This window comes from Neptuniibacter sp. PT8_73 (assembly GCF_047778045.1).
In the GTDB taxonomy this organism is placed as follows: domain Bacteria; phylum Pseudomonadota; class Gammaproteobacteria; order Pseudomonadales; family Balneatricaceae; genus Neptuniibacter.
The window spans coordinates 3,023,612-3,048,850 of record NZ_CP180545.1 but is presented as its reverse complement, the minus strand read 5'-3'; the positions used below and the strand labels follow the sequence as shown (position 1 = coordinate 3,048,850).

The window sequence follows — 25,239 nt, the reverse complement described above, 5'->3', positions numbered from 1 at the left end:
CTTTAGCAGGCGGTTTTTTATTGCCTGAAATAAGCAAAAATTGGAGCAGTGATAGTGACATCATTAAATTTGCACTTAGAAACGCAGTCCGTTCGAAGTGAATTACAGCCGGTTTACCAGCAGTTAAATCAGCTGATTCTGGGTAAAGAGTTACAGATTAAATTGTCGCTTACCTGCTTATTGGCTAATGGGCATCTTCTTTTAGAGGATCTTCCTGGGATGGGTAAAACTGTACTTTCTCACTCCTTAGCGAAAGTGCTTGGATTGGATTATAACCGGGTACAATTCACCAATGATCTGTTACCTGCCGACCTGCTTGGTGCATCAATTTACCAAGCGCAAAGTCAGTCTTTCCATTTTGTTGAAGGGCCTGTGTTTACTCAATTCCTTCTAGCAGATGAGATCAACCGTGCTACGCCTAAAACACAAAGTGCGTTACTTGAAGCGATGGAAGAGCGCCAAGTAAGCCTAGAGGGTGAGACACGTAAGTTACCCAACCCGTTCTTCGTTATAGCGACTCAAAACCCGGCTGAACAGATTGGAACAGCACCTTTGCCTGAATCACAACTGGATCGCTTCTTGATGCGAATTCAGATGGGGTACCCAGTAAAGGCTGCTGAGTTAGAAATATTAGCAGGAGAAAGCCGACGTGATCTGTTGAATCAGGTTAAAAGCCTTATAGATATTGAACAGCTAGAGCAATATCAGAAGCAAGCAAACGGCGTTGGATGTAGTGAAACTGCGTTGGCTTATCTGTATGAATTGCTGCAGTTCAGCCGTGAAAGTAATCATTTCACCAATGGCTTATCCACACGTGCAGGTTTAGCATTGTTAAACGCAGCTAAAGCTTGGGCATGGTTAGAAGGTTCAGAGCATCTGCTACCTGCGCATATTCAAACTGTATTTCCCTATGTTGCTGGTCATCGTTTACAACGTATTAGCGGTGCTTGTAGTCCAGTGGAAAATGGTCAGCTAATTTTAGAACAGGTTGCTGTTCCACGATGAAAGGCTGGCGTATAGCTCCCACAGGTTTAGGCATTGGCTTTGTGTTAATGCTGTTTGCGCTGTTGTTGATAGCAATTAATTTCAGTAATAACCTGATTTTTACTTTGTGTTTTTTTCTAATGGCGGCATTCCTGCTTTCTGTCTGGTTTGTGATCCGCAATATGAATGGCATAGAAGTCGTTAATGTTCGGGTTAAGCCTGTTCATTTAGGCCAAAAAATTAATTATCAAATATCAGTTAAAGATCTGGTGGGTTCTGACCACCTTTATATCGAGCTAAATGGCAGCGATCGTTACTTCCACCTACCTGCTGATACAACTCAAATTTGGAATTTAGACCTCAATGCTGATAAGCGGGGTTTATCTATAGAGCAGCCATTAGAAATGAGCTGCATCTGGCCCTTAGGGCTATTTACCTTTAAACGAAAAATAGCGCTGTTACCTGAAGTTTTAATCTATCCCGAAGCACAAGATCTAGCTGTATTAGATCAGCCTCTAAGTGGAAGTGCAGCGCATAGCCAATCAGAAGCAGAAGAGCTAGACGGTCTTCGCGAGTACCAGGCTGGGGATAACTTAAAGCGTATCGATTGGCGAGCTGTGGCACGAAGAGGGCAGCTTCAGGTAAAACATTTTGATGGTGCTGATGGTGACCCTAGCTTGTGGCTAGATTGGAACAATACTCAAGGATTGGATTATGAGAGCCGAATCAGCTGCCTTTGCCATTGGGTACTGGAGTGCCAGCAAGCGGGTCGCGAGTTTGGTTTACGACTACCAGCCAAGGAGATCGATCCTAATCGAACAGGTCAGCACGCCCAGCAGTGTTTAAGTGAGTTAGCCATGATGCCAGAGGAGGTCGTGTCGTGATCGACTTTTTTTCCTCTCGTACTCAACGATTGAGTCTTATTCTATTACTGTTAAGTACTCTTCCTGCATGGGGGCAGATTAGCTTTGTTCTCTTGTTGGGTTCTGTTGCCGTTATAGCGATCCATCAGCAAATTAAACATAAGCCTGTTATACGTTGGATAGTTCTGATCACCTGCTTAATAGGCTGCATTTTCCTCATTCAGCTAAATGGCAAAGGCTGGTTCAATGCGACTGCGGTGCTTTCAGTCCTATATGCGGTATTAATTTTAAAATGGGCTGAGTCGAAAACGCTTCGCGAATATAGAGTCGTTACTCTGGCGAGTATTTTGTTAGCGGCTCTGAGTAGCCTCTACCTACCTAGCTTACCTGCAATGGCTTTTTTAATGATGATGGGTGTTTTGGTTATCACCTGTTTAATCGCCATAAATGATTCTGAATCACGGCTTTCATCGGGACAACTGCTAAAACAAAGCGGTGTTATTTCAATTGTTCTATTACCGATTACGGTAGTGTTGTTTATCACCATGCCTCGGGTACAGGGACCATTGTGGGATTTAGGCTTAGCCATTGGTTTACCGATTGAGCTGGCAATTGATCAAGATGCTAAAGATATAGGTCTAAAAGGATCACTCAAAGCAGGTGAGGTGAGCCGTTTAAAACGTAGTGATGCACCAGTATTAGTCGCCGAATTTAGCGGCTATGTACCCTATAAAAGTCGTATGTATTGGCGAGGACCGGTCTTTAGTGATTATGACGGAGTCAGTTGGCGTTTGCCGGATAATTGGGATAAGCGAAGTAATCTGCTAAAGGGTTCTTACCGTGGACAAGAAGCGGTGGAGCAAGTTCTAACAAGCAAGCGCGATAAAGTGCATTACGAAGCTCGAGTTTCTCCTCATGCTGGTCATTGGCTATATGCATTAGATCTACCAACAGGCCAAACACCTGAAGCGCTAATATCGAAAGATATGCAGTTGTTAGGTATTCGTAAAATTAGCTGGGAATTTAAATACGATATTTTTGCTTGGCTGGAATACAGTGGCGGTCGCAAACCTTCTGAACAGGAATTAGCTGCGTATTTAGCTTATCCAGAAAACTCCAATCCGCGCCTAAAGGCTTTTGGTGAGGAGTTGGCGGTTAAATACAGTACCGACCGAGAAAAGATCGATGTGTTGTATACCCACCTAGCTTCGAACGGTTATCAAATGTCACTGACCTCAGACATTGAGGAAAGTACTCATAGTCTCGATCAATATTTCTTTGAAGAGAAAATAGGAACAATTGAGCATCTCGCATCTAGTACTGCAATGATTCTTAGGGCTGCCGGTATTCCTACTCGCCTTATTAGTGGCTATCGCGGTGGTAGCCTAATTGCGTTGACTGATTTTGTCGTTGTTAAGCAGGAACATGCTCATGTTTGGGTAGAGGCTTGGAGTGATGATATCGGTTGGCAGCGTATTGAAAGCAAAGATTTGGTTGTACCTCCAGAGAAGTCAGCTGTACCGAAGCCAAAGGTTGAGGCAAATAAGACAGCCCAAAAGGCTGAGGCTAAACCTTCTAAAGCGACGTCGGCTCCTATAGCTGAAAAGTCTCAAGCAAAGTCTAAGTCTGTTAAAGACACGGATAAGCAATCTACCTCCAGTTGGAGCTGGTTGAAAAAACTAAGCTCGGGTGTGGAAACTTGGGTTTTAAATTACAACCCTGATCGCCAAGTTGAGCTCCTTAAAAAGTCTGGTTTACGCAAAGTTGATTGGAAGAACCTTCTTGCCTTGAGTGTATTGGGCTTGGTGCTTTTAGCGGTCGTTTATGCACTCTTTTTACAAGTTAAGAAATCGAAAGTTGACCCTGTTAGTCGTGCTTTTGATCAGTTAAATGAACGGTTTGGTAAGTTGGACCTAGCTTGTTTAGACGGCGAATGCCCAAGCCAATGGTTAACCCGGGTCAAAGTTGAAAAGCCAGAGCTATACCCGGTTCTGGAACAGGTGGTTAATCAGTACTTGGCCGTGCGTTATGGCCAACAAAATACAGCAGAAGGGAAGGCCCTTTTTGTGCGAGACGTAAAACGTTTGGTAGCGATGATATGACGATGAGAATATTTAAAATTTGGGTAATTCTATTCTGTGCTTCTATTGGTACAGCGGCGCAGGCAGCTAGTGATTATCCAGCCATTATGTTGCACCTGATAAGTGCGGGAGATAAAGCAGCAGAGGAATATCAGCCTGAACAAGCGATCGATTTTGGTAACCGCTTCTCGCAGCTCTATTTTGGGCATTTTGAAGGACAAGGATTGGAATTTGCAGTAGGCCAAGCTGATACCGATGCTATGTTACAGATAGAGCTTTCTTTTAGCCGACTTATTAACAGTGCGGTTACAGGAAAGCCTGTAACCGAAGTGCAAAACCAATGGCAGGACTTGAAAGCGTTATTAGAAGTCGCTCCGATGATCGATAGTGCTTCTGCTAGCTTTACCGAACTACTTGTTCAATCTTTCTTGATTCTACTACGAGAAGGGATCGAAGCTTTATTGGTAGTCGCTGCGCTTGTGACCTATCTCCGTAAAGCGGGAGCAGGGGATAAGGTTAATCTAATCTGGCTTGGTGCTTTGGCAGCTTTGGGTGCCAGTATCCTTACGGCTATTGCCTTAAACAAACTTATTCAAAACAGTGGTGCTGCTCGTGAAACCTTAGAAGGTTTGACCATGCTGGTGGCTGCTGTGTTGCTAAGTTATGTGAGCGCATGGCTCTTTGCGCGAAGAGAGATGCAACAATGGCAAGGGTATATCAATGATCGTTTAGGTCAAGCTATAGGCCAAGGAAGTTTATGGGCAGTTATCTCTGTTGCTTTCTTTGCAGTGTATCGAGAAGGTGCGGAAACGATCTTGTTCTATCAAGCTTTGATTAGCGATTCTGGAGGCGAACTTGATGCCATTATGGCAGGGTTTGCATGTGCGGTGGTAGCGTTGTTAGCCGTCTATGTTTTGATCTTCCAGCTTTCCGTGAAATTACCACTAAAACAGTTTTTCACTGGAACAGCAGCTCTTCTGTACAGCCTTTCAGTTATCTTTGCCGGCAAGGCGACGCTCGAATTACAGGTGGCTGGCTGGATAGGGAGTACTTACCTTGAGTATGTTCCTACTGTTAGCTGGTTAGGGCTATTTCCGACATTAGAGTCAATTTTCGCGCAGTTGGTCTTGATGTTGCTGCCAGTATTGGGATGGATAATTACGCGTACAACAGTCTTTATCAAAGCTGAAAAAGTGGAAAATTCCGCAGCCTAAATAGCTGCTATAACAAAGAGTAGTTTGAGCCGTTTGGATTTTATTTGTCATTTATATTCTGTATATTGACCACCAAGAGTGTTAGTTAACACTTTAAATGGAATCTCTTAAATGGACTTTGATACTCTCAGGTTACTTAAGCCGCTTTGCTGAACCTTTCTGGAACGTTCTCCCGGAATTATCCAGCCTGTATTGCTAGTCCATAATGATTTTGCCTTTTGTTGCCATCGAAACAGGAGTTTAAGTAATTGGGCAAATCTCCCTTGTTGATTTGGGGCTGAATCGACCATACTCTGCGCGAAGGCCAATATCTGACATAAAAAGTGATTAACTACGTTTAAACAGCAACAGACTTGTATTTTTAAAAGGACTTTTTAATGAAAAAACTGAAAAGCTATTTGTCATATGCAATTCTAGCCGGTATAGCTACTCAAGCTTCAATATCAAATGCTGACGAAGTTCGCCAAATAGATTTAGTGACTAATGATCTAATTTATAATCCGGTTGATGAAAAAATCTACGCCAGTATCCCCGGTTCTCAGGGTGCTAATGGCAATTCGATTGTAACTATTGATCCTGTAACAGGGGCAATTGGATCGTTTGTGTATGTTGGTAGTGAACCGAATGAGCTAGCTTTATCTGATAACGGTGAATACCTATATATTGATCTTAGTGGTTCAGCAAGTGTTGTGCCTTATCACATACCTACTATGACGGTTCAGGCTCCAATTGTTTTAGGGGACGATCAATTTTTTGGACCTTTATATGCTGAAGATATTGAGGTCCAGCCGGGTAATCCAAACGTAATAGCCGTTTCTTTAAAGCGTTTAGGCGTTAGCCCTAAACACGGCGGTGTAGCCATTTTTGAAAATGGCGTTAAGTTGCCAAATGCAACGCCAAACCATAGTGGTAGCAATGTCATTGAATTTGGTTTCGACCCTAATGTGCTATACGGCTATAACAATGAATCAACTGGGTATGGTTTCCGTACCATGGAAATAGATGAAACTGGAGTCTCCATACTAGATTCAATTAAAACAGCGATATCTGGATTCAATGTTGATATTGAATTTGAAGATGGTGTTGTTTATTCGACTTCGGGTGATGCAATTGATCCAGTTACCGGTAATCCTCTGGGATCATTTGCTAATGTGAATTTTGCAGATGCTATCGCTGTCGATTCTGTACGTGACAAAGTATATTTCCTAGATAATGGTGAAATCCAAACTTTCTCTAAGAAAACTTACATATTTGAGAAAGCTGAATTCTACGGTGGAACTAACACTGATAATTTAGTTTTGTGGGGGGGATCGGGTTTAGCCTATAGCACTGCTGACCAAGTGATCCTAGTCTCTGAAGAAACTCCAACTAAACTAAGCCTTCATCCTAGTTCAGGTAAGTTTATCAGTACCCAAAACTTTGACTTCGCAGCTGTAGTTACTGGGCCGAATCAAGTAATTGATTTTTCTGCTTCGGTTGGTAATGTTGATATAACCAACGTGCTTAGTAACTGTATTCTTGGTGGAAATGAACTTCAGCAAAAAACACTTCGTTGTGCTGGATTTGGTAACCGTTTAGTTCAGGAATTAGGAAATGGCCCTCATGCGGTTGATATGGTTATTGGGCTAGATAATGCAACTAAGATGGAAGCTTCTGTTACTTGGGAGTTTATTAATACAACTGAATAGTAAAAATGTTCTGTTGTTAGTAAAGGCTGAGCAATATGCTCGGCCTTTTTTATACAATCTATTTTTAAATGCATGGAATTGTTTCGGTTGGTTTCATATTGACCATATAAGGATGTAAGCATACTGTTTAAGTGAATCGTAAACTTTATGGATGAAGGTTATGTCAGAGGGAATGAATGGAAAGTTATGGACAATAATTCTGACCGGTGTTTTTGCTCTGGCTGGAACTGTTGTTGGAGGTTGGTTAGAAGCTGAATCTAAAATTGAGCTTGAACGAACCAAGCTTGATTCCAGTGTTATTTCTTTAGCGCTTTCGCAAAAAACTGAGCAGGAGCGGCAAGAGTTTTTAGAATTTCTAGTCGCGACTAACCTGATTAAAGATCAAGAAACGAAGGAGGGGCTGAAAGTATATTTTGAAGGCCCGGATGCTAAATCACCCCCTTTTATAGCCCCCGAACTCAATACTGCTTTAACTGAACGCACTATAGAGAATGCTAGTAATACGGATATCGATTTTTTTATCTGTCAGAAAGATATACGTAATGAGGCACTGATTCAGCTGCTTCGTAAATCGCATGCAGCAATATCTGAACATGGTCAGTTTGGGGAAAGTAAATATAAATCTTGGGGAGCAGTTTTGTATAAAGAGGTTTCAGAAGAAGAGTTAAGAGGAAAAGCTACAGTGATCATGGATTTTGATCACCCTGAATACGCCGAATGGGAAGGTATTAAGAGTCGATTAAAATCGGTCGATGGTCAGCTTCCAGTAGTGTTTATGGATAACAGAGGTAAAAATACACCTTGGAGGTTAAGTGTGATTCTCTGTGCCGAGTAGCAGCTGCTTAAGTATCTATGTGTAAGTTGATGCCATTGTTTGTAAGAATCAAATGCGTAACTTCTTTTGGAGGGCTATTTAATGGTTTTACGATAATTATTCTCAATTTTTTCTTCTGCTAACCTACAGGCTTAAACTTTTCCAGCATGTTTTTTGAAATTTGATTTGTTAATCTTGCTTAGCAAAGTAATGTACGTCGAATGGGTTAGGGTAAGGCTATGGAGAAGAACTTCATTTTAGGGGTTGGTTGCCAGAAAGGGGGGACCACTTGGCTTAGTGCCCAGCTGAATAAATCCCAAAATGTTGATTTAGGTTTTAGGAAGGAATACCACATTTTCGATGCACTTTATATTCCAGAATCTAGAGATATCCTATCTAAAAAATTAAAAGATCTAGAGTATGTAAATAAAAATCCAGAAGTTCTTGTGCAACACCCCCAGTTTTTTACCCATCTGAGCTTTTATCTGGACACAAGAAATTATTACGATTATTTTGACAAATTATGGTGCGAAGGGGGGGAGGACGTCACTACTGTAGGAGATATTACTCCATCATATGCAGCTCTGCCGGTTGAAGCTCTGAAAGTAATAAAGTCTGAACTTGAGGCTAGAGGCTTTACAGTTAAGGTTATTTATTTAATGAGGGATCCGATCGAACGCTGTTGGTCTATGGCGCGAATGAAACTTAAACAGTACAAGTCAGCTAATCATAAAAATTTAGATCTCCCTGCTGAGCAAGAGATGTTGGCAAGTATCTATCAAACTAAGAAATGTGAGATTCGGACTAGGTATGAATCGACAATAAAAAATTTAGAATATGTGTTTGATGAGCAAGATATTTTCTATTCTTTTTATGAGAAACTTTTTGAGAAAGAAACACTTGTAGAGTTACAGGGGTTCTTGGGCTTGAATGACTTTTTACCTGATACAAGCCAGAAGGTTAATGTATCTGAAAAAAGTGAACTTGATTTAGATGTAGAGTTAGCATCTGATATTTTTAATTTCTATAGAGAAACATACGAATTCTGTGAATATCGATTTGGCGTTAAGGATTTCTGGGGGGGATGGAAATATGCCTAACCAGTATGTTTCCAAGCAATGATGTTGAATTTATTGGTTTTTATGAATACAGGGATATGTTTTACTCAAGCCACTCAACCTGATGCTCGATATCTGTAGGTAGTATCAACTGCCAACGCTGTAGTTCGGACTTTGAAAATAGATATCTCCCTTTCTTAGGGGTAACGATAGAAGGATTAGGGAAACGCTCTTCTTTAAGGTAATGATTGACTATATCTGCACTGGATCTGCCTTGATCGGCCCCCGACAAAACCAGCCCGCCGACAGCTTTTCCTTCACCGATAGAGTATCCCCAAAATCCAAATAAGGGTATCTGTGCGTGTTGGCTACTCCAGCGGCTAGTAACATCAAGCTCAACCGCGACCCCATTGTTATCCAATAACTTTGCGTAATTAGCGATAATAATTAGGTCGTAGCCTTTAGCTTTGCTTTGTTCAATCTCGGTTTTCCATTCGTGTAAGTGTTTCAAGCGCCTTACATTAACTTGAACCCCAGCAATCACTTGACGCATTGTGGAGTCGAAGGATGTGTTTATAATCGCGGTTGTTGTTGGTCCATCATCCATCAGGACAAGTATCTTTCTTAACTTCGGCACAATGCGTGTAAGTTCCGCTACAGAACGTTTTAGAAGAGGGCGCTCTAGTACGCCTGCAAGGTTGGATGTAAGTGGAAGGACAAGCCTAGGATTACCGTTCACCCCTAGGAAGACAACTTTATAACCTTGTTGAAGCGCAGGTTTGCCAACTAAGCGAAGTGCATTGTCATCTGATACGACAATCACTTTCGGCTTTTTTTGTTGGATAAGTTGAATCGCCTCGTTTGCTTTCTTTTGAAAATCTTGATGTGGGATACGTTTAGTATCCATTTGATAGTCTTCTAAGCTATTTGTGTCTAAGCGACTTTTAAATGCGGTGTAGTACTCTTCAACCCAAGGGTAGGCATGATGATAGCTATGAATAAAAAACACATCGAGTGAATATGCTGGTAAGCAAAAGCAATAAAGTAAGATTCCTGTATATAGCTTCATCTCTGACTCATCTGCCTGCGAGTGTTATTTTCAATATAGGCAGGTATCTAGAAGCCTTCCATTTCGCTACTCCGATTTAATCAAGAGTTTTATTCTTTTGCCTCTAGCCTCAGTGCTTGAACAATCTTTAAAACCTTTGGTCATAGATCTTACCTATCCAAGCTATAGAAAGAAGTAAATGGAGCTTGTTAGGGGCTTAATTAATACTGTTCCTATATTGGTTAATTGGTGAGGAATGACTATGAAAACAGAGCGTTTAGAATTTAAGGGCCACGATGGATCAGTGCTTGCGGCTCGTTTGGATCTACCCGTTGGCAAACCTGCGGCTTATGCATTGTTTGCGCACTGTTTTACCTGTTCCAAAGATATTCCAGCAGCTAGGCGAATAGCTCAACGTCTAGCATCTTTAGGAATAGCTGTACTTAGTTTTGATTTTACAGGGTTGGGGCATTCGGGTGGGGAGTTTGCCAATACCGGATTTAGTTCTAACGTAGCTGACCTGGCATTAGCGGCTGATTACTTACGAGAAAACTATCAGGCACCGCAATTGTTGATAGGTCACTCTCTGGGCGGTGCTGCAGTTTTAGCGGCGGCTGATAGAATAGCAGAGGCGAAAGCTGTAGTTACGATTGGTGCTCCAGCTGAACCTGAACATGTTATTCATAATTTTGGTGATCATGTAAATACAATCTGTAACCAAGGTTCGGCAGAAGTGGAACTGGGTGGTAGGGCTTTTACCATTCGCCGTGAGTTTATTGAAGATATCTCAGATGTATCTTTAGAGACTAAGGTTAAGCATCTGAAAAAAGCGCTACTGGTCCTGCATGCGCCATTGGATGAAACCGTGAGTTTGGATAATGCCGCGCGTTTATTTCAAATGGCTAAACATCCAAAGAGTTTTATTACGCTGGATAATGCTGATCATCTGCTGACGCGTGTTGAGGATGCAGAGTATACTGCTGAAGTGATTTCAACTTGGGTGCAGCGTTATATAGACGTTGAACTGTTACCAAAACAGATGAATGCCCCTGAAGGTGTTGTTCGGGTAAGAGAAACCGATCCGGACAGTTTTACTCAGGATATCAGCGCAGCAGGTCACCATATAATTGCAGATGAACCGGTGAGTTATGGTGGCAATTATCTAGGCTCGACGCCTTACCAATTAGTTGCAGCCGGTTTAGGTGCTTGTACCTCAATGACGATTCGCATGTACGCGCGTCATAAAAAGTTGCCACTGGAGCATGTTCAGGTGGATGTTACCCATGACAAAATCCATGCAGAGGATTGTTCTAGCTGCGAACAATCTGGAGGCAAAGTAGATCAGTTTGTGAGGCGTATAACGCTGATCGGTGACTTATCTGAGGAAGAACGACAGCGTTTGCTTGATATTGCAGATCGATGCCCCGTTCATAAAACCTTGGAAGGTGAGATCAATATTAAGACTGCTTTATCTTAGCCATTCAAATGGCTAGTTAGGTAAATAAAGGTTTTACAGTATATAGCTGTAAAACCTTTCATTGAGAGCAGCTTATTCATAAATAATCTCATCGAATATTTGGCGGATTGGTTGAACACCCGCCCAAACATCCAATGCCATATCTTCCGGTTCATCCACAGGTGCTCCGGATCTAACTTTTGCTGAGACTTGTTCGATTTTAAATTCCAAAACCGCAGTGGCTTTGAGTTCTAAATCATTGGCCGGTCTCGCTTCTTGTGATCTTCCGCTTTTAACCTTTTCTAGCATTAAGTCCAACTGTCGGCGTTTTTCCTGTTTTTCTTCGATCAGTTTAGCCTTGCCATACATGATCACACTGCGAAAGTTGACTGAATGGTGAAAAGCAGAACGCGCAAACACTAAGCCATCCAGAAGGGTAATCCCTATTGCTGCTTCCTCTCCGGCGAGTAATGCTTGGAATAACCCATTTTTACTTGAACCGTGAATATAGAGGTAATCGCCTTCACGCCAATGCAGTGTTGGTTGAATCATAGTTTGATCGCGCCAATTACATGAAACATGGCAGACAAGTGCTTCATCCATGATCTGATAAATTTTTTCTTTATCATAGGTCGCTTTTTTCAACCCACGTTTAACCTGTGTTTTTGGCGTAGGGGTAAAGTTACTCATCTGCTTGTCCTCCTCATATTTATGGGTTGATTGGTTTAGATAGTGGAAGAGTAATGGTTATAATTGGTCTATATAAGATCCAATATTTGTATATTTAATGGGCCCAATTTTGTTGAGTGCACAGCTTCTAGATATTCTTAAACCCCCTGAAAACGTTGATGAGGGGGCTCGTTATCAGGTTATTTTTAAACGTCTGCAGTTGGCTATTTTGCAGGGGGAGCTGGTGGGTGGTACTCGTTTACCTGCAACGCGAGAGTTATCGAGCGCGCTTGGCGTTGCCCGTAATACAGTTAAAACGGCCTATGAAATGTTAGTTGCGGAGGGTTATGTTGAAACGGTGACGGGGTCAGGGAGTTATGTTGCTCACTTGCCTGAGTCAGTGTTGAGAAATAAGCCTTCGAAAACTAAGCAAGACCCCGGTTTATCGGTTTCGGAATATGCAAAACAATTCTTAGGTTTTACACCTTTAAATCCTGATACGCGCAAGTTACTGCAACCGGGAATACCTGCAGTCGACCAGTTTCCTATAGAACAATGGAAGCGCTGTTTGGCGAGAGCAGCATCGTTTAAGTCATTAGACTCTTCGCCTCCCGCAGGTGATTTAAGATTGCGGGAGCAGATCTCAAAATATTTATTGCGGCATAGAGGCATCGAGGTCAAACCGGATCAAATTTTGGTGACCTCAGGTTCTCAGCAAGCGATCTATATGGTTGCTCAGTTACTCACTAATTCAGGAGATCGGGTGGTGGTTGAAACTCCGGGGTTTCCGGGGATATCTGGTGCTTTTAAAGCCGCGGGGTGCAATATTGATACGGTTCAGTTTCCTTTAATTAATCCTCTAAAAGGGAAGGCAGCGTTATTGAGTTTGACACCCTCACGTAACTTTCCTTTAGGGCATACGATATCGCTTGCTGAAAGGTTAGAGGTTATTCGATGGGCTGAAACGGAAGGTGCTTGGATTCTAGAGGATGATTACGATTCAGAATTTGCCATTGGTCATTCGGTCTCTTCGCTGTTTGCGATCAGCGATTATCAACGGGTGATCTATACCGGGACTTTTAGCCGATCAATGTTTCCTGCAATACGTTTAGGTTATGTGGTACTACCTGAACTTTTAGTGCCTTTATTTAATCGAGCGCGGCGCTATATGGATGGTGGTTTATCCGGCGTTACTCAAGTGGCTATGGCTGAGTTTATGGAGCAAGGCTATTTTGCACGGCATATGAAAAAGATGAATGGTTTGTATCAGAAGCGGCTTAGCGTTCTATCTCAAGAGGTCGAAGTTAGCTGTTTATCTGACTTGCCTATTTTGGGTGCTGAAGGAGGAATGCATCTGGTACTGGGTTTGCCAGATCAGATAGAAGACAAGCGACTGGTTGAGCAGTTAAAAAAAGATGGTCTGGGTGTAAGAGCATTATCGGGTTATACCCAAGAGGGGCCGAAACTGAATGGTTTAGTGATTGGATATTGTGCTGAGTCGGAAGAACAGATTAGACAAGGTGTTCAGTTAATCGGTAAACATTACAAAAATGTTCGGAGCCACTCTAAGTTAGGTTAAAATGAACAGCTTATAACTTGTGAGTACTTTGTTGCGATGACTACCCCTGCTTTCTCTGATCTAAATTTATGCCCTGAGCTGCTGTCTGGTTTGGAAAAGCTCGGGTATACCCAGCCAACCCCGATACAAGCTAAAGCAATCCCTTTAGTGTTAAAAGGTGAAGATTTACTAGCGGAAGCGCAAACGGGTACAGGTAAAACGGCTAGCTTCGCTCTACCTATCATCGAGAAGTTAAGTAAAACACCGCCGCAACAAAACTATCGTCAGGTTAGAGCGCTTGTTTTAGCGCCTACGCGTGAGTTAGCCATTCAAGTGGCAGATAATACGTTGGAGTATGGTCGTGCGGTAGGTATGCGTGTGATGTCTATCTATGGCGGCGTGCGCTTGGATAACCAGATTCGTAAATTGAAACGCGGTGCAGATATCCTAGTAGCAACGCCAGGGCGTTTGTTAGATCTATTGCAGCAAAAAGTGATTAACCTCGATCATCTAGAGTTTTTGGTACTTGATGAAGCGGATCGTATGCTTGATTTGGGGTTTATCGATCCCATTCAAAAGATCATGGATTATGCAGCAGAGCCACGCCAGACACTTTTGTTTACCGCGACTGCAGATGAAAGCATCGAAGTACTGGCCGACTTTTATCTAAATAACCCTCAAAAGATCAAAGTCTCTCCGCGTAACTCGACTGCAAAGCAGGTGAAACAGATCGCTTATGGCGTGGATAACAGCGATAAGTCCGAGATTCTGAGTTATCTGATCCAAGAAGAGAAGTGGGGCCAAACCCTTGTATTTGCTCGAACTAAAAAGCGCGTTGATGAACTTGTTCAGTATCTGAATAAAGAAGATATCTACGCAGCTGCAATTCATGGCGACAAAACTCAGCGTGAACGAGAGCGCATGTTCAAAGAGTTTTTAAGTGGCGAATTGCATGTTCTGGTTGCTACTGATGTAGCAGCGCGAGGTTTAGATATCGAAGCGCTTCCTTATGTCGTGAATTACGATTTGCCGAATGTTCCTGAAGCTTATGTGCATCGTATCGGCCGTACAGGACGAGCGGGGGAGAGCGGTGAAGCAATCTCTCTAGTTGCACCGGCAGAACGAGACTTTCTTAAGCGTATTGAGCAACTGATTAAGCAGAAAATTCGATTAAGACCGGTACCAAGAATCGAGAATGGTAAACGTATAGAGATCGAAGACTTTGCTGATCGGCCAATGAAGAAGCGCCCAGCGAAAGGTAAAAAACAAGTTAAGCGTGAACAAATAGAAGCTTATCAGCCTGATACATCCAAACGTGCTATTAGACCAGGTTTGTTTAAGAAATAATTAGCTTTGTTTCCATTCTGGGAGGGCTTGCATCATCTTAAGGTCATTGATTAGAGCGAGTGCCTTCCAACCTTCTAATGGAAACTTTACATCTCCATTCTCTTCGCCGTATTTTGCTTTTAGTTGTTCGACTTGATCGGTATTAAAGTCGAGCAACCCTAGTCCTTTCATTCCCCAGCCTGCAAATAAACGGCTATCGATTAGATCAAAAGAGACTAGTTGAATATCAGTGTGCCGAGGGTCGTGTACTAAGGTCATAAATAGCTTATTAACCGATTCATAGCGTCCTTCTATGACTTGAAGAAAACTGTGCTCAGAAGCAAGTAATACACCCGTGATTTCGTTAGTCTCATTGTTCTTTTCGCTTTGGTGAAGAATGTGCAGCACTTGCTCCCAATCCATTGTGCTTACGGGTTTGCTTTTATAGATGAGGCGATACATGTAAGGCTCCTAGTCATGTCTGAGCTTAGGTACAGGTACGGCAAACTTTCCTGTATGGATCTATTGATATATCTACAGCATAGTTCTTTTCTAAAAGAGGAAAAGCAAAGTGTTGCTCTAAGCTTCATAGACACTGTCTGTTTTCTGTTCAGCTTAGAGCGCGTATAATGTGCGGCTTTAATTCTTAATTGGTAAAAAGTAATGTCAGGCAAACTAGAGTGGGACGAAGCTGCGAAACAGCGTGTAGATGCAGCACCTTTCTTTGTACGTAAACTAATTCGTCATAAGGTAGAGAAAGCTGCTCGTCAGCAAGGCCTAGAGCGTATCACTGAAGAGTTGCTTGATAAGGTCAAGAAAAAGCAGATGGATAGCCAAAAGTAAGTAGTTAACTATCAATAAGAGCGGTTGATTATGCTATTGACCAACCGCTTATCTCAAAGCAGGTTATTCTGCCTGCGATCAAACTTTCTTCCTTCTATGTATTTTTATCCCCTCGATAACCTTAGTCAGCGATAGCCCCGTCTCTCTGATAAATATCAGTGCAGATTTCCGTTTGTTATTTACTCACAATGTCGTTTATCTGGTTGAATAATAGTTAAGAAAGTGATGTTGTTTGTAAAGTGTTTAGAAAAGCAGCATTTGCTTTGAGGCTAGATATATCAAGGGCTATGGCGATCTAAACCAAAGATATCCACGGGTTGTAAATAGAGTTACCCCCAGAATTTGGGGGTAACTAGTTTGTTAGTCTTTGCCGTGGAAAAATTAAGGTTCGGCTTTAACTGGCGTTAGGTTTTGAGCTAATACTTCTTCGCCAAACCAGCTTAGGTTTTCATGTAGTTCAACCACCTCACCCACGATGATCAGTGCAGGGGCTGGCAGTTGAGCTTCCTCTTGTAGTTTAGGTAGTGTTTCTAAAGTACCTGTCAGTACTTTTTGATCTGCTGATGTCCCACGGGAGATGATCGCTGCAGGTGTAGATGCTGGTTTGCCATGTTCAATCATCTTAGCGGCGAGCTGTGGCAGGGTATGTAGGCCCATGTAAAAGACAACCGTTTGGTTAGGGTGAACCAACTCGTTAAAGTTCAGATCTGTCGTGCGGTTTTTAAGCTGACCGGTTACAAATTTAACCGATTGCGCATAGTTTCTGTGCGTCAGCGGAATACCCGCAAAGGTTGAACAAGCACTAGCAGCTGTTATGCCTGGTACCACTTGAAACGGGATATTATGTTCTTTAAGGGTTTGTAGCTCTTCGCCACCACGGCCAAAGATAAAGGGATCACCACCTTTTAAACGAACAACTCGTTGCCCTAGTTTTGCATGTTTCACTAGAAGTTCGTTGATACCTTCTTGTGGGACAGCGTGATTATCGCGTTTCTTACCCACAAAAATTAGATCAGCATCGCGACGGCAAAGATCCAACACTTCTGGAGAGACAAGCGCATCGTAGAGGACGACATCGGCTTGTTGCATGAGACGTAGTGCTTTAAATGTTAATAACTCAGGATCACCTGGACCGCCACCGACCAGGTAAACTTCACCTACCTGATGTTCGGGATCTTCATTGGCAAGTTTATCCGTGATCATTTTCGCCGCTTCTTCATCACGCCCAGCGAATACTTTTTCGGCGATTTGGCCTTGAAGCACGTTTTCCCAGAAAACACGTCGATGGTTAACTGTGCTGAACGTCTCTTTCACCTGATCGCGAAAATGGTTCGCGATGCTCGCAAGCTTTCCGTAGGATTTTGGAATCCATGTTTCTAGTCGAGCGCGTAGCAATCGAGCAAGAACAGGTGCACTACCGCCTGAAGATATGCCAATAACAACAGGGGAGCGATCGACGATAGCTGGGAATACAAAGGTGCAAAGTTTAGGGCTATCGACAACATTTACCGGAATATTCTTTTCGACTGCATCGAAATGAACCCGCTCGTTCAGTGGGTTATCATCCGTAGCAGCGATGACTAAGATTTTGTCATCTAAAAGGGCGGTATGATACTCACCAACGATCGCGGTACCTTGATTTTCATCTAAAAGGTCTTGTAGATCGTCGCATATCTTATGAGAGATAACGGTGACATGAGCACCTGCTCTGCACAGTAATTTAGCTTTACGTAAGGCTATGTTTCCTCCACCTACAAGCAAGACTTTCTGATTGGTCAGCTTAAAAAATAGCGGTAGGTAATCCACAAAATCTCTCCAGAAAATGACTCAGGTTTTATATGCCTGATAGGTCGGTTGTCTTTATTTATGAATAAGTTATGCAACCTATATGCCTAATAATGATTGGTTTAATAGCTATCTATTTAAAGCTAAGCTCATAGCTATACAGAGCTGAAACCAACCGTATTTATATCTATTAGTTTACCAGTAGATTTAAGTTTTGGGCGTATAGAAAGGGAGTTAATTCACCGAATTGGGGCGAGCATATTTTCGGTGCTTAAAAATGGTGCATCTTAGAATTAAGATGATCCTGCACCAAGCAGATCTACTGAATGGTGCAGGGGGATCTCCTGTACGAGAAAGCTTCCTGCTATCTCTTAGGTATTACTTTTTGAAATTTAGCGGCGTTGCTGGGTGTAAACCGCATTCACGGTTTTCTGGGTTTTCCCACCACCAACGGCCAGAACGTACATCTTCACCCATAGAGATCGCGCGTGTACATGGTGCACAGCCGATGCTTGGATAGTGTTTGTCATGTAGTTCGTTGTAAGGAACATCATTTGCTTTGATGTATGCCCAAACCTCTTTCTCTGACCAATCTGCCAGAGGGTTTAGCTTGTGCATATTGTTACCTTCATCCCACTCTTCGAACTGGATCTCGTCACGAGTGACTGACTGTTCGCGGCGAAGGCCTGTAATCCAAGCTTTATGTCCAGACAGGGCGCGCTTTAGAGGTTTGATCTTTCGAACAAAGCAACAGCCTTTACGTAGTTCTTGTGATTCGTAAAAAGCATTAACACCGTTCTCTGCAACATAAGCTTCAACGTCTGCACCCTCAGGGTAGTAAACGTTAAATGTTACATTGGTGTATTGCTTTTGCACGTCAGCAAGAAGCTTAAGTGTTTCTTCCGGCAGACGGCCCGTATCTAATACAAAGTTGCTGATCCCAGGGCAGAACTTACTGATCAGATCAGCGATAACCACGTCTTCAGCGCCTAAGCTATTTGCAAAGACTAGGGAACCCTCATGATTCTGATAGCCTTTTTTTAGTAGAGCAGCAACGGCTTCAACCTTTGCTTGTAACTCTGCAGAAATTTGCTCACTCATAAATAGGACCTCACCGTCACTATTAATTACTGGTGATAAACAGCGCGTACTTTGTCCGCTGCACTTTGGTAATAGTTACTCATTTCATCGAAAGACTTAAGCATTTCTGGCTTAAATACGTCGTCAGCTATTTCGATTGCTGTGAAGCCGCAACGCTCCAAATAAGCGAATCGGTCTTGGCCAATATCACCTGTTGCGCGGATTTCACCTTTGTACTCAGCGCGAACAAGAAGACGTGCAATACTAAATCCACGGCCGTCACGGAAAGCTGGGAAGTCGATTGCCACTAGTGGAAACTTGTCCAAGTTCTCGACTAGGAAGTCGATATCGTCATCACCATTCACTTTTACAGCTACTTGGCCCTCACGGCTAGTAAGTGCGTCTTGGTTTTCCAAGTAAAGCGCTAGCGGTACGATGATGTCACCCGTTTGATCAAGTGACTCTTCGTCGATCAGAGTCCAGTTATCAGCGACAACTTCACGATTACTTAGCAGGGGCATATACGTACTCCTTAAATGGTGCAATACCGATACGGCGGAATGTATCAATGAAACGTTCGTTCTCAAAGCGCTGTTGAACGTATACTTCCAGCACTTTTTCTAGAGTGTTGGCAACTTCGTCAGACGCTACCGCACGGCCAATTACCTTACCTAGTGCTGCATCAGAACCATCATCGCCACCTAGTGTGATTTGATACCATTCTTCACCCTTTTTATCCACACCCAAAATACCGATGTGACCAACGTGGTGGTGAGAACAAGCGTTCATACAGCCAGACATATTCAGTTTTAGATCACCAAGGTCATGAACAAAGTCCATGCTTTCAAACTTCTGGTTGATCTGGTCCGCTACACCCAGAGTACGTGCATTAGCTAGAGCACAGAAGTCACCACCTGGGCAAACAGTCATGTCTGTTAGTGTGCCGATGTTTGGACGTGCTAGATCTGCATTTGCAAGCACTTCCCATACTGCGTATAGGTCTGCTTTCTTAACGTCTGCCAAAACCAAGTTTTGGTTGTGAGTAGCACGAATTTCGCCGAAGCTGTACTTGTCAGCAAGATCAGCAACTAGATCTAGTTGATCCGCCGTGATGTCGCCAGCAGGTTTTAGGTATGGCTTTAGAGATACATAAGCGATGCGGTAACCATCTACTTTATGCTCTACAGTGTTACGTTCATACCAAGTATTGAAATCTTCATTCTCTGCAAGTTTAGCTTCAAGTGAAGTATCAGCAGCAGCTGATGCATCGTAATCAAACGGCTTGAAGAAAGCTTTAACGCGCTCGATCTCTTCCATTGGAAGTTTAAGATCAGTGTTGCGAATGTGTGCCCATTCTTCTTCGACTTGCTCACGGAACTTATCGATACCTACAGCTTGTACCAATATTTTGATACGTGCTTTGTATTTGTTATCGCGGCGACCATTCATGTTGTAAACACGGATGATAGCTTCTAGGTAAGAAAGTAGATCTTCCTTAGCTAGGAATGGATTGATCTGCTTAGCGATCATAGGAGTACGGCCAAGGCCTCCACCTACGAGTACTTCAAAACCAACTTCGCCAGCTTCGTTTTTAACTATGTGAAGGCCAATATCATGTACTTGTGTTGCTGCACGGTCATTTGCGCAAGAAGAAATAGCAATCTTGAACTTACGAGGTAGATAAGCAAACTCAGGGTGAAGTGATGACCACTGACGAATGATTTCACAGTACGGACGAGAATCTTCGATTTCATTCGGGATTACACCGGCGAACTGATCCGTCGTTGTATTACGGATACAGTTACCAGAGGTCTGAATCGCGTGCATCTGAACTTCAGCAAGCTCAGCAAGGATATCAGGCACTTCTTCTAGTTTCGGCCAGTTAAACTGCAGGTTAGTACGCGTAGTAAAGTGCGCATAGCCTTTGTCATAAGTACGAGCGATATGAGCCAGTTTACGGAATTGAGTTGAGTTATACATATTGTATGGACCCGCTACACGCAACATTGGTGCATGGCGTTGTACATACAAACCGTTCATCAGACGTAGTGCTAGAAAGTCATCTTCTGGCAGCTCACCTGCTAGAAAGCGGCGAGTCTGATCTCTAAATTGCTCAACACGTTCGTCAACCAGCTTTTGGTCGACAGAGTTATACTGATACATAACTGTTCCCTTGTTGGACCCTTAATTGGGTGCAACACCTCACTTTTAGGGTTTTAACCTGCGATTACGAAGCGCAGGCCGATGGCTAATAATATTGATCCCATAATAGGCTGCATTACTTTTGGTGATAAACGTGTGCCTAGATGACTACCCACGAATACACCCGGCAATGAACCAATTAGTAGATAAAGCAGCAAGCTGAGATCAACGCTGCCCATCTGATAATGACCTGCGCCTGCTACAGCAGTTAGTACAACTGCGTGTACTAGGTCTGAACCCACGATGGTTGGCATGCTCATTCGTGGATACAATAAAATCAAAATTGCTGTCCCGAGTGCTCCCGCACCTACCGACGAAAGGGTGACTAGGCCGCCGAGCACTATGCCCATTAAGGCAGTCGCAATTGGTCGCCACTTTCTTGCATGCTTTGCGGCTGGAGTATGCTGAAATCTCATCGCTAGATTGCGTATTTTATTACGCAGAAAAACGGCGATGGATGTTAACACTAATGATACGCCAAGTGTGAGATTCATTAAGTGTTCTATCTGCTCTAGTCCATCTAGTCCTTTTAGGTAGCTAAGAGTTAATAAGCTTCCAGGAATACTGCCTGACAATAAAAGAAGGACTACTTTCCACTCGATCAGTTTCTTCCTTGCATACGAGAAAGTGCCGCCGAATTTTGTGATTGCGGCATAGAGTAGATCGGTACTGACAGCAGTAATAGGTGGAATGCCAAATACAACAATCAGGATAGGCGTCATCAGGGCGCCACCACCGATACCGGTGAGGCCAACGATAAAGCCAACAACTAATCCTGCAAAACTGTATGCAAGTTCCATAGATAAACCTGTCCAATAGTAAACTGGCGGCATGATAAAGGAGGTTTGTTATAACTCAAAATAATAATTGGGAATCTTGTTATTTCTTTTAGCGATAACGGGAGGTAACAATTTGAAAAGTAATAGATAGGCAATCTTATATAGCTAAATGCTATAAAAAAGTAATTATATATTCTTTTGCGTTTTATTGGGAGGGCTGCGATAATGCGCCGCATTATAGGATAAGTAGGCTTATTAAATCGACCACTATTAAGTTTTTCTTGGTGTGATTGTGAGGTCTAAGTCCGTAACGTTTATAGAGAGAGAGTATTTTTAATGAGTGCTTTGCCTGAACATCGTTTAACGCACCTTAAGCAGCTAGAAGCTGAAAGTATCCATATCATTCGTGAAGTGGCTGCTGAATTCGACAATCCAGTAATGCTTTATTCTGTTGGTAAAGATTCCGCGGTAATGCTTCACCTTGCACGTAAAGCGTTTGCGCCAGGTAAGCCACCGTTCCCACTTTTGCATGTTGATACTACATGGAAGTTCAGAGAGATGATTGAATTCCGTGACAAGATGGCGAAAGAAGCAGGTATGGAACTTCTAGTTCATATCAACCAAGAAGGTGTTGATATGGGTGTGGGTCCGTTTACTCATGGTTCTTCTAAGCACACAGATATCATGAAGACTCAAGCGCTGAAGCAAGCTCTGGACAAGTACCAGTTTGATGCTGCGTTTGGTGGTGCTCGCCGTGATGAAGAAAAATCTCGTGCCAAAGAACGTGTATTCTCCTTCCGTGATCAGAATCACCGTTGGGATCCAAAGAGTCAGCGTCCAGAGCTATGGAACGTGTTCAACACACGTGTAGATAAAGGTGAAAGTATCCGTGTATTCCCTCTATCTAACTGGACTGAGCTTGATATTTGGCAGTACATCTACTTAGAAAATATCTCTATCGTTCCTCTTTACTATTCTGCTAAGCGCCCTGTTGTTGAGCGCGATGGCATGTTGATCATGGTTGATGATGAGCGTATGCCATTAGAAGAGGGTGAAGTACCAGAAATGAAGAGCGTACGTTTCCGTACCCTTGGTTGCTACCCGCTAACGGGTGCAGTGGAATCTGATGCGGCAACTTTGCCGGATATTATTCAGGAGATGTTGCTGACAACGACTTCTGAGCGTCAGGGCCGTGCAATCGACCATGATAGTTCTGGTTCGATGGAGAAGAAAAAGATGGAAGGTTATTTCTAAAGTTTTAGATAGAAATACGTGGCTGTATGAATTGATAGGCCGCACCTTACATCCATATTGAAAAGAATATTCAGCGACAAGCTCTCTAAATGACTGGCTTGCCGCTTTCCTAAGGGGAAGAAAATGAGTCACCAAAGCGAACTGATTGAATCTGATATCCAAGCGTATCTGCACCAGCATGAGAACAAAGAGCTATTACGCTTTTTGACTTGTGGTAGCGTGGATGACGGTAAATCTACATTGATTGGCCGTCTACTACATGACTCGAAAATGATTTATGAAGATCAACTTGCTGCTATCCAGAAGGATAACGAGCGTGTTGGTAATGCCGGTGAAGAACTTGACCTTGCGCTTCTAGTTGATGGTCTTGCTGCCGAGCGTGAGCAAGGTATCACTATCGATGTTGCTTACCGTTACTTCTCTACGTCTAAGCGTAAATTCATCATTGCGGATACTCCGGGCCATGAGCAGTACACTCGTAACATGGCAACAGGTGCATCTACTTGTGATCTAGCCATCATCCTTATCGATGCTCGTCACGGTGTACAGGTTCAGACGAAACGTCACAGCTTTATCGTTTCTCTACTAGGTATTAAGCATACGATTGTTGCTATCAACAAAATGGACCTTGTTGATTTCAGTGAAGAACGTTTTGAAGAGATTAAAGCTGATTACCTTGAGTTCTCTAAGCAGCTAGATCTACCTGATATTCAGTTTGTACCGATCTCTGCATTGAAGGGTGATAACGTTGTAACTCCTTCTGAGCCTATGAGCTGGTTCAAAGGTGAGCCATTGATGGAAACACTGGAAACAGTTGAGCTGGCTAACGACCAGAACTTCGACAGCTTACGTTTCCCTGTTCAGTACGTAAACCGTCCTAACTTAGACTTCCGTGGCTACTGCGGTACTTTAACTTCCGGCATCGTTCGCCCAGGCGACGAAGTAACTGTGCTGCCTTCTGGTAAGTCCAGCAAGGTTAAGTCTATTGTTACTTACGAAGGTGAAATTCAAGAAGCATTCCCGCCAATGGCGGTAACGCTAACTTTGGAAGATGAGATTGATATCTCTCGTGGCGATATTCTTGTTCATAGCAACGATGTTCCAGAAACAACAAACCGTTTTGACTCCATGGTCGTATGGATGTCTGAGGAACCTTTGCAGAAAGGTCGTCAGTACGAAGTTAAGCTGAACACTACGCGTATTGCTGGCGGTATCAGTAACGTTCGTCACCGTGTAGACGTTAACACACTAGAACAGACTGCTGCTGATTCCCTAGAGTTAAACGAAATCGCACGTTGTGAGATTACGCTAGAGCGTCCAGTTGTTGCTGATGATTACCGTGCTCACCACGGTACAGGTTCTTTCATTATTGTTGATCGTCTAACCAATGCAACTGTTGCAGCGGGTATGATCATCGAGGGTGGTGATGAGCAGACTGATCTTGAATCGAAGCTGGTTAATGCTTCTGCAGTTAAAGCATCTGATCGTACAATTCGTTTCGGTCAGCAGGCTGCGACAGCGACTATCTCTGGTGGAAATGCAGAACAGCGTCAAACACTATTGTTTAGCCTAGAATCAGTATTGTTCGAACAAGGTCGTGCAGTTGTAGCGCTTAACGCTGAGCAGCTTCAGGGCGGTGCTCAAAATGCGTCTACTGTTCTAAACCAAGCGGGTCTGATTTCTTTGCTTGAAACTGACGATGCAGTAGAAGGTGCAGTTGCATTGAACGTTGATCAACTTCAGGGGTCTACTGACGTTGAGAAACTAGCAAGCGCACTAGAACTATTGAAATAGCAGACCATTCTTGAATGGAAAAACCGGGAGCTTGATCTCCCGGTTTATTGTTTTAAATCAGAATATCGCTATACCGAAACCTTATAAGAGATAGTAATATTAGATTTTGCTTATTTTCTTTTAGGGGTAGGTTTCGATAGCTATACGGATCTTATGACAGAATATCTTCTGATTGTTATCAGCACTGTGCTGGTAAACAACTTTGTACTGGTTCAATTCCTTGGATTGTGTCCATTTATGGGGGTTTCCAATAAGCTGGAAACCGCGATGGGTATGTCCTTGGCGACCACGTTTGTACTGACTCTGTCGTCCGTATGTAGCTATCTTGCGTACACATATCTCCTGCAGCCTCTCGCGTTAGAGTATCTGCAAACGATTACATTTATCTTAGTGATAGCGGTTGTTGTGCAGTTCACTGAGATGGTTGTTCGTAAAACCAGCCCATTATTGTACAAAGTGTTAGGTATCTTCTTGCCGTTGATTACCACTAACTGTGCAGTACTAGGGGTTGCGTTACTTAATATCAAAAAGCTCAATGGCTTTATTGATTCTATTGTTTACGGTTTTGGTGCTGCAATCGGCTTCTCTCTTGCTTTGATTCTATTCTCAGCTATGCGTGAGCGTATTGCGGTGGCAGATGTCCCTATGCCATTTCAGGGGGCAGCGATCGGTATGGTGACTGCAGGCTTAATGTCCTTGGCATTTATGGGCTTCACCGGTCTGGTACAGATTTAGGAGCCGAC

The 25,239-nt window shown here is 43.1% G+C and carries 22 protein-coding genes; 14 read left to right on the top strand and 8 right to left on the bottom strand.

The genetic code is table 11. From position 1 onward, the window contains the following. Window positions 1-54: 54 nt before the first annotated feature. The 7 genes from ACMXYN_RS13765 (at window position 55) to ACMXYN_RS13735 (ending at window position 8,744) form a co-directional block, all read left to right on the top strand. Window positions 55-1,005, top strand: coding sequence for an AAA family ATPase (locus ACMXYN_RS13765; protein WP_415892321.1), 951 nt, complete (start codon window positions 55-57; stop codon window positions 1,003-1,005). Beyond that, complete coding sequence (locus ACMXYN_RS13760) at window positions 1,002-1,868, top strand: DUF58 domain-containing protein (RefSeq protein ID WP_415892320.1); 867 nt, start codon at window positions 1,002-1,004, stop codon at window positions 1,866-1,868. Before ACMXYN_RS13765 ends, ACMXYN_RS13760 begins: the two co-directional genes overlap by 4 nt. Further along, window positions 1,865-3,949: a transglutaminaseTgpA domain-containing protein gene (locus ACMXYN_RS13755; protein ID WP_415892319.1), complete on the top strand. Its 2,085-nt coding sequence runs from the start codon at window positions 1,865-1,867 to the stop codon at window positions 3,947-3,949. Before ACMXYN_RS13760 ends, ACMXYN_RS13755 begins: the two co-directional genes overlap by 4 nt. Window positions 3,950-3,951: 2 nt before the next feature. Next, window positions 3,952-5,142 carry an FTR1 family iron permease gene (locus tag ACMXYN_RS13750; protein ID WP_415892318.1) on the top strand — a complete coding sequence of 397 codons (1,191 nt, stop codon included), beginning with the start codon at window positions 3,952-3,954 and terminating at the stop codon, window positions 5,140-5,142. A gap of 377 nt (window positions 5,143-5,519) precedes the next feature. Further along, window positions 5,520-6,830, top strand: a complete 1,311-nt coding sequence (locus ACMXYN_RS13745) for a YncE family protein (RefSeq protein ID WP_415892317.1) — start codon at window positions 5,520-5,522, stop codon at window positions 6,828-6,830. Window positions 6,831-7,002: 172 nt separating this feature from the next. After that, a complete protein-coding gene (locus tag ACMXYN_RS13740; protein WP_415892316.1) occupies window positions 7,003-7,665 on the top strand; it encodes a hypothetical protein in 663 nt (220 codons plus the stop codon). 218 nt (window positions 7,666-7,883) lie between these two features. Further along, window positions 7,884-8,744: a sulfotransferase domain-containing protein gene (locus ACMXYN_RS13735; protein ID WP_415892315.1), complete on the top strand. Its 861-nt coding sequence runs from the start codon at window positions 7,884-7,886 to the stop codon at window positions 8,742-8,744. Between the two features lie 61 nt (window positions 8,745-8,805). Here ACMXYN_RS13735 and ACMXYN_RS13730 read toward each other — a convergent pair whose 3' ends face one another. Further along, the gene (locus ACMXYN_RS13730) at window positions 8,806-9,771 is read right to left on the bottom strand and encodes an ABC transporter substrate-binding protein (protein WP_415892314.1); all 966 of its coding nucleotides are present in this window, start codon (window positions 9,769-9,771) and stop codon (window positions 8,806-8,808) included. A 241-nt stretch (window positions 9,772-10,012) separates the two neighbouring features. Between ACMXYN_RS13730 and ACMXYN_RS13725 the strand changes: the two genes are divergently transcribed. Continuing rightward, window positions 10,013-11,227, top strand: a complete 1,215-nt coding sequence (locus ACMXYN_RS13725) for an alpha/beta fold hydrolase (RefSeq protein ID WP_415892313.1) — start codon at window positions 10,013-10,015, stop codon at window positions 11,225-11,227. Between the two features lie 72 nt (window positions 11,228-11,299). Here ACMXYN_RS13725 and ACMXYN_RS13720 read toward each other — a convergent pair whose 3' ends face one another. Continuing rightward, window positions 11,300-11,896 (bottom strand): pyridoxamine 5'-phosphate oxidase family protein, encoded by a 597-nt coding sequence (locus tag ACMXYN_RS13720; protein WP_415892312.1) that lies wholly within the window; start codon window positions 11,894-11,896, stop codon window positions 11,300-11,302. A gap of 112 nt (window positions 11,897-12,008) precedes the next feature. On the opposite strand from ACMXYN_RS13720, the gene ACMXYN_RS13715 reads away from it, so the two are divergent. Both ACMXYN_RS13715 and ACMXYN_RS13710 read left to right on the top strand, forming a co-directional pair. Beyond that, window positions 12,009-13,454: a PLP-dependent aminotransferase family protein gene (locus ACMXYN_RS13715; protein WP_415892311.1), complete on the top strand. Its 1,446-nt coding sequence runs from the start codon at window positions 12,009-12,011 to the stop codon at window positions 13,452-13,454. A 36-nt stretch (window positions 13,455-13,490) separates the two neighbouring features. Continuing rightward, window positions 13,491-14,780: a DEAD/DEAH box helicase gene (locus tag ACMXYN_RS13710; protein ID WP_415892310.1), complete on the top strand. Its 1,290-nt coding sequence runs from the start codon at window positions 13,491-13,493 to the stop codon at window positions 14,778-14,780. On the opposite strand, the gene ACMXYN_RS13705 is transcribed toward ACMXYN_RS13710, so the two are convergent. Further along, window positions 14,781-15,221, bottom strand: a complete 441-nt coding sequence (locus tag ACMXYN_RS13705) for a BLUF domain-containing protein (RefSeq protein ID WP_415892309.1) — start codon at window positions 15,219-15,221, stop codon at window positions 14,781-14,783. Window positions 15,222-15,422: 201 nt separating this feature from the next. Between ACMXYN_RS13705 and ACMXYN_RS13700 the strand changes: the two genes are divergently transcribed. Beyond that, complete coding sequence (locus ACMXYN_RS13700) at window positions 15,423-15,602, top strand: PCP reductase family protein (protein ID WP_415882098.1); 180 nt, start codon at window positions 15,423-15,425, stop codon at window positions 15,600-15,602. A gap of 381 nt (window positions 15,603-15,983) precedes the next feature. On the opposite strand, the gene cysG is transcribed toward ACMXYN_RS13700, so the two are convergent. The 5 genes from cysG to ACMXYN_RS13675 all read right to left on the bottom strand — a co-directional run bounded on the left by cysG (window position 15,984) and on the right by ACMXYN_RS13675 (window position 21,469). Further along, the gene (cysG, locus tag ACMXYN_RS13695; protein ID WP_415892308.1) at window positions 15,984-17,408 is read right to left on the bottom strand and encodes a siroheme synthase CysG; all 1,425 of its coding nucleotides are present in this window, start codon (window positions 17,406-17,408) and stop codon (window positions 15,984-15,986) included. Between the two features lie 357 nt (window positions 17,409-17,765). Beyond that, window positions 17,766-18,488 carry a phosphoadenylyl-sulfate reductase gene (locus ACMXYN_RS13690; RefSeq protein WP_415892307.1) on the bottom strand — a complete coding sequence of 241 codons (723 nt, stop codon included), beginning with the start codon at window positions 18,486-18,488 and terminating at the stop codon, window positions 17,766-17,768. A gap of 26 nt (window positions 18,489-18,514) precedes the next feature. Further along, window positions 18,515-18,988 (bottom strand): DUF934 domain-containing protein, encoded by a 474-nt coding sequence (locus ACMXYN_RS13685; protein WP_415892306.1) that lies wholly within the window; start codon window positions 18,986-18,988, stop codon window positions 18,515-18,517. Then, window positions 18,972-20,630: a nitrite/sulfite reductase gene (locus ACMXYN_RS13680; RefSeq protein WP_415892305.1), complete on the bottom strand. Its 1,659-nt coding sequence runs from the start codon at window positions 20,628-20,630 to the stop codon at window positions 18,972-18,974. The genes ACMXYN_RS13685 and ACMXYN_RS13680 overlap by 17 nt, the downstream gene beginning before the upstream one ends. Window positions 20,631-20,683: 53 nt before the next feature. Next, entirely contained in the window at window positions 20,684-21,469 is a 786-nt protein-coding gene (locus ACMXYN_RS13675) for a sulfite exporter TauE/SafE family protein (protein WP_415892304.1), read from the bottom strand. Window positions 21,470-21,784: 315 nt separating this feature from the next. Between ACMXYN_RS13675 and cysD the strand changes: the two genes are divergently transcribed. From cysD to rsxA, 3 genes are all read left to right on the top strand, one after another. Next, complete coding sequence (cysD, locus tag ACMXYN_RS13670; RefSeq protein WP_415885517.1) at window positions 21,785-22,702, top strand: sulfate adenylyltransferase subunit CysD; 918 nt, start codon at window positions 21,785-21,787, stop codon at window positions 22,700-22,702. 123 nt (window positions 22,703-22,825) lie between these two features. After that, window positions 22,826-24,496: a sulfate adenylyltransferase subunit CysN gene (gene cysN / locus ACMXYN_RS13665; protein ID WP_415892303.1), complete on the top strand. Its 1,671-nt coding sequence runs from the start codon at window positions 22,826-22,828 to the stop codon at window positions 24,494-24,496. Between the two features lie 153 nt (window positions 24,497-24,649). Next, window positions 24,650-25,231 (top strand): electron transport complex subunit RsxA, encoded by a 582-nt coding sequence (gene rsxA / locus ACMXYN_RS13660; protein WP_415882090.1) that lies wholly within the window; start codon window positions 24,650-24,652, stop codon window positions 25,229-25,231. The last annotated feature ends 8 nt before the right edge of the window (window positions 25,232-25,239 follow it).

Bases quoted from the DNA above. Each gene is read 5' to 3' on its own strand.
- ACMXYN_RS13760 (WP_415892320.1), top strand. From the start codon at position 1,002: ATGAAAGGCTGGCGTATAGCTCCCACAGGTTTAGGCATTGGCTTTGTG.
- ACMXYN_RS13750 (WP_415892318.1), top strand. From the start codon at position 3,952: ATGAGAATATTTAAAATTTGGGTAATTCTATTCTGTGCTTCTATTGGT.
- ACMXYN_RS13745 (WP_415892317.1), top strand. From the start codon at position 5,520: ATGAAAAAACTGAAAAGCTATTTGTCATATGCAATTCTAGCCGGTATA.
- ACMXYN_RS13740 (WP_415892316.1), top strand. From the start codon at position 7,003: ATGAATGGAAAGTTATGGACAATAATTCTGACCGGTGTTTTTGCTCTG.
- ACMXYN_RS13735 (WP_415892315.1), top strand. From the start codon at position 7,884: ATGGAGAAGAACTTCATTTTAGGGGTTGGTTGCCAGAAAGGGGGGACC.
- ACMXYN_RS13730 (WP_415892314.1), bottom strand. From the start codon at position 9,771: ATGAAGCTATATACAGGAATCTTACTTTATTGCTTTTGCTTACCAGCA.
- ACMXYN_RS13725 (WP_415892313.1), top strand. From the start codon at position 10,013: ATGAAAACAGAGCGTTTAGAATTTAAGGGCCACGATGGATCAGTGCTT.
- ACMXYN_RS13720 (WP_415892312.1), bottom strand. From the start codon at position 11,896: ATGAGTAACTTTACCCCTACGCCAAAAACACAGGTTAAACGTGGGTTG.
- ACMXYN_RS13710 (WP_415892310.1), top strand. From the start codon at position 13,491: ATGACTACCCCTGCTTTCTCTGATCTAAATTTATGCCCTGAGCTGCTG.
- ACMXYN_RS13705 (WP_415892309.1), bottom strand. From the start codon at position 15,221: ATGTATCGCCTCATCTATAAAAGCAAACCCGTAAGCACAATGGATTGG.
- ACMXYN_RS13700 (WP_415882098.1), top strand. From the start codon at position 15,423: ATGTCAGGCAAACTAGAGTGGGACGAAGCTGCGAAACAGCGTGTAGAT.
- ACMXYN_RS13690 (WP_415892307.1), bottom strand. From the start codon at position 18,488: ATGAGTGAGCAAATTTCTGCAGAGTTACAAGCAAAGGTTGAAGCCGTT.
- ACMXYN_RS13685 (WP_415892306.1), bottom strand. From the start codon at position 18,988: ATGCCCCTGCTAAGTAATCGTGAAGTTGTCGCTGATAACTGGACTCTG.
- ACMXYN_RS13680 (WP_415892305.1), bottom strand. From the start codon at position 20,630: ATGTATCAGTATAACTCTGTCGACCAAAAGCTGGTTGACGAACGTGTT.
- ACMXYN_RS13675 (WP_415892304.1), bottom strand. From the start codon at position 21,469: ATGGAACTTGCATACAGTTTTGCAGGATTAGTTGTTGGCTTTATCGTT.
- cysD (WP_415885517.1), top strand. From the start codon at position 21,785: ATGAGTGCTTTGCCTGAACATCGTTTAACGCACCTTAAGCAGCTAGAA.
- cysN (WP_415892303.1), top strand. From the start codon at position 22,826: ATGAGTCACCAAAGCGAACTGATTGAATCTGATATCCAAGCGTATCTG.
- rsxA (WP_415882090.1), top strand. From the start codon at position 24,650: ATGACAGAATATCTTCTGATTGTTATCAGCACTGTGCTGGTAAACAAC.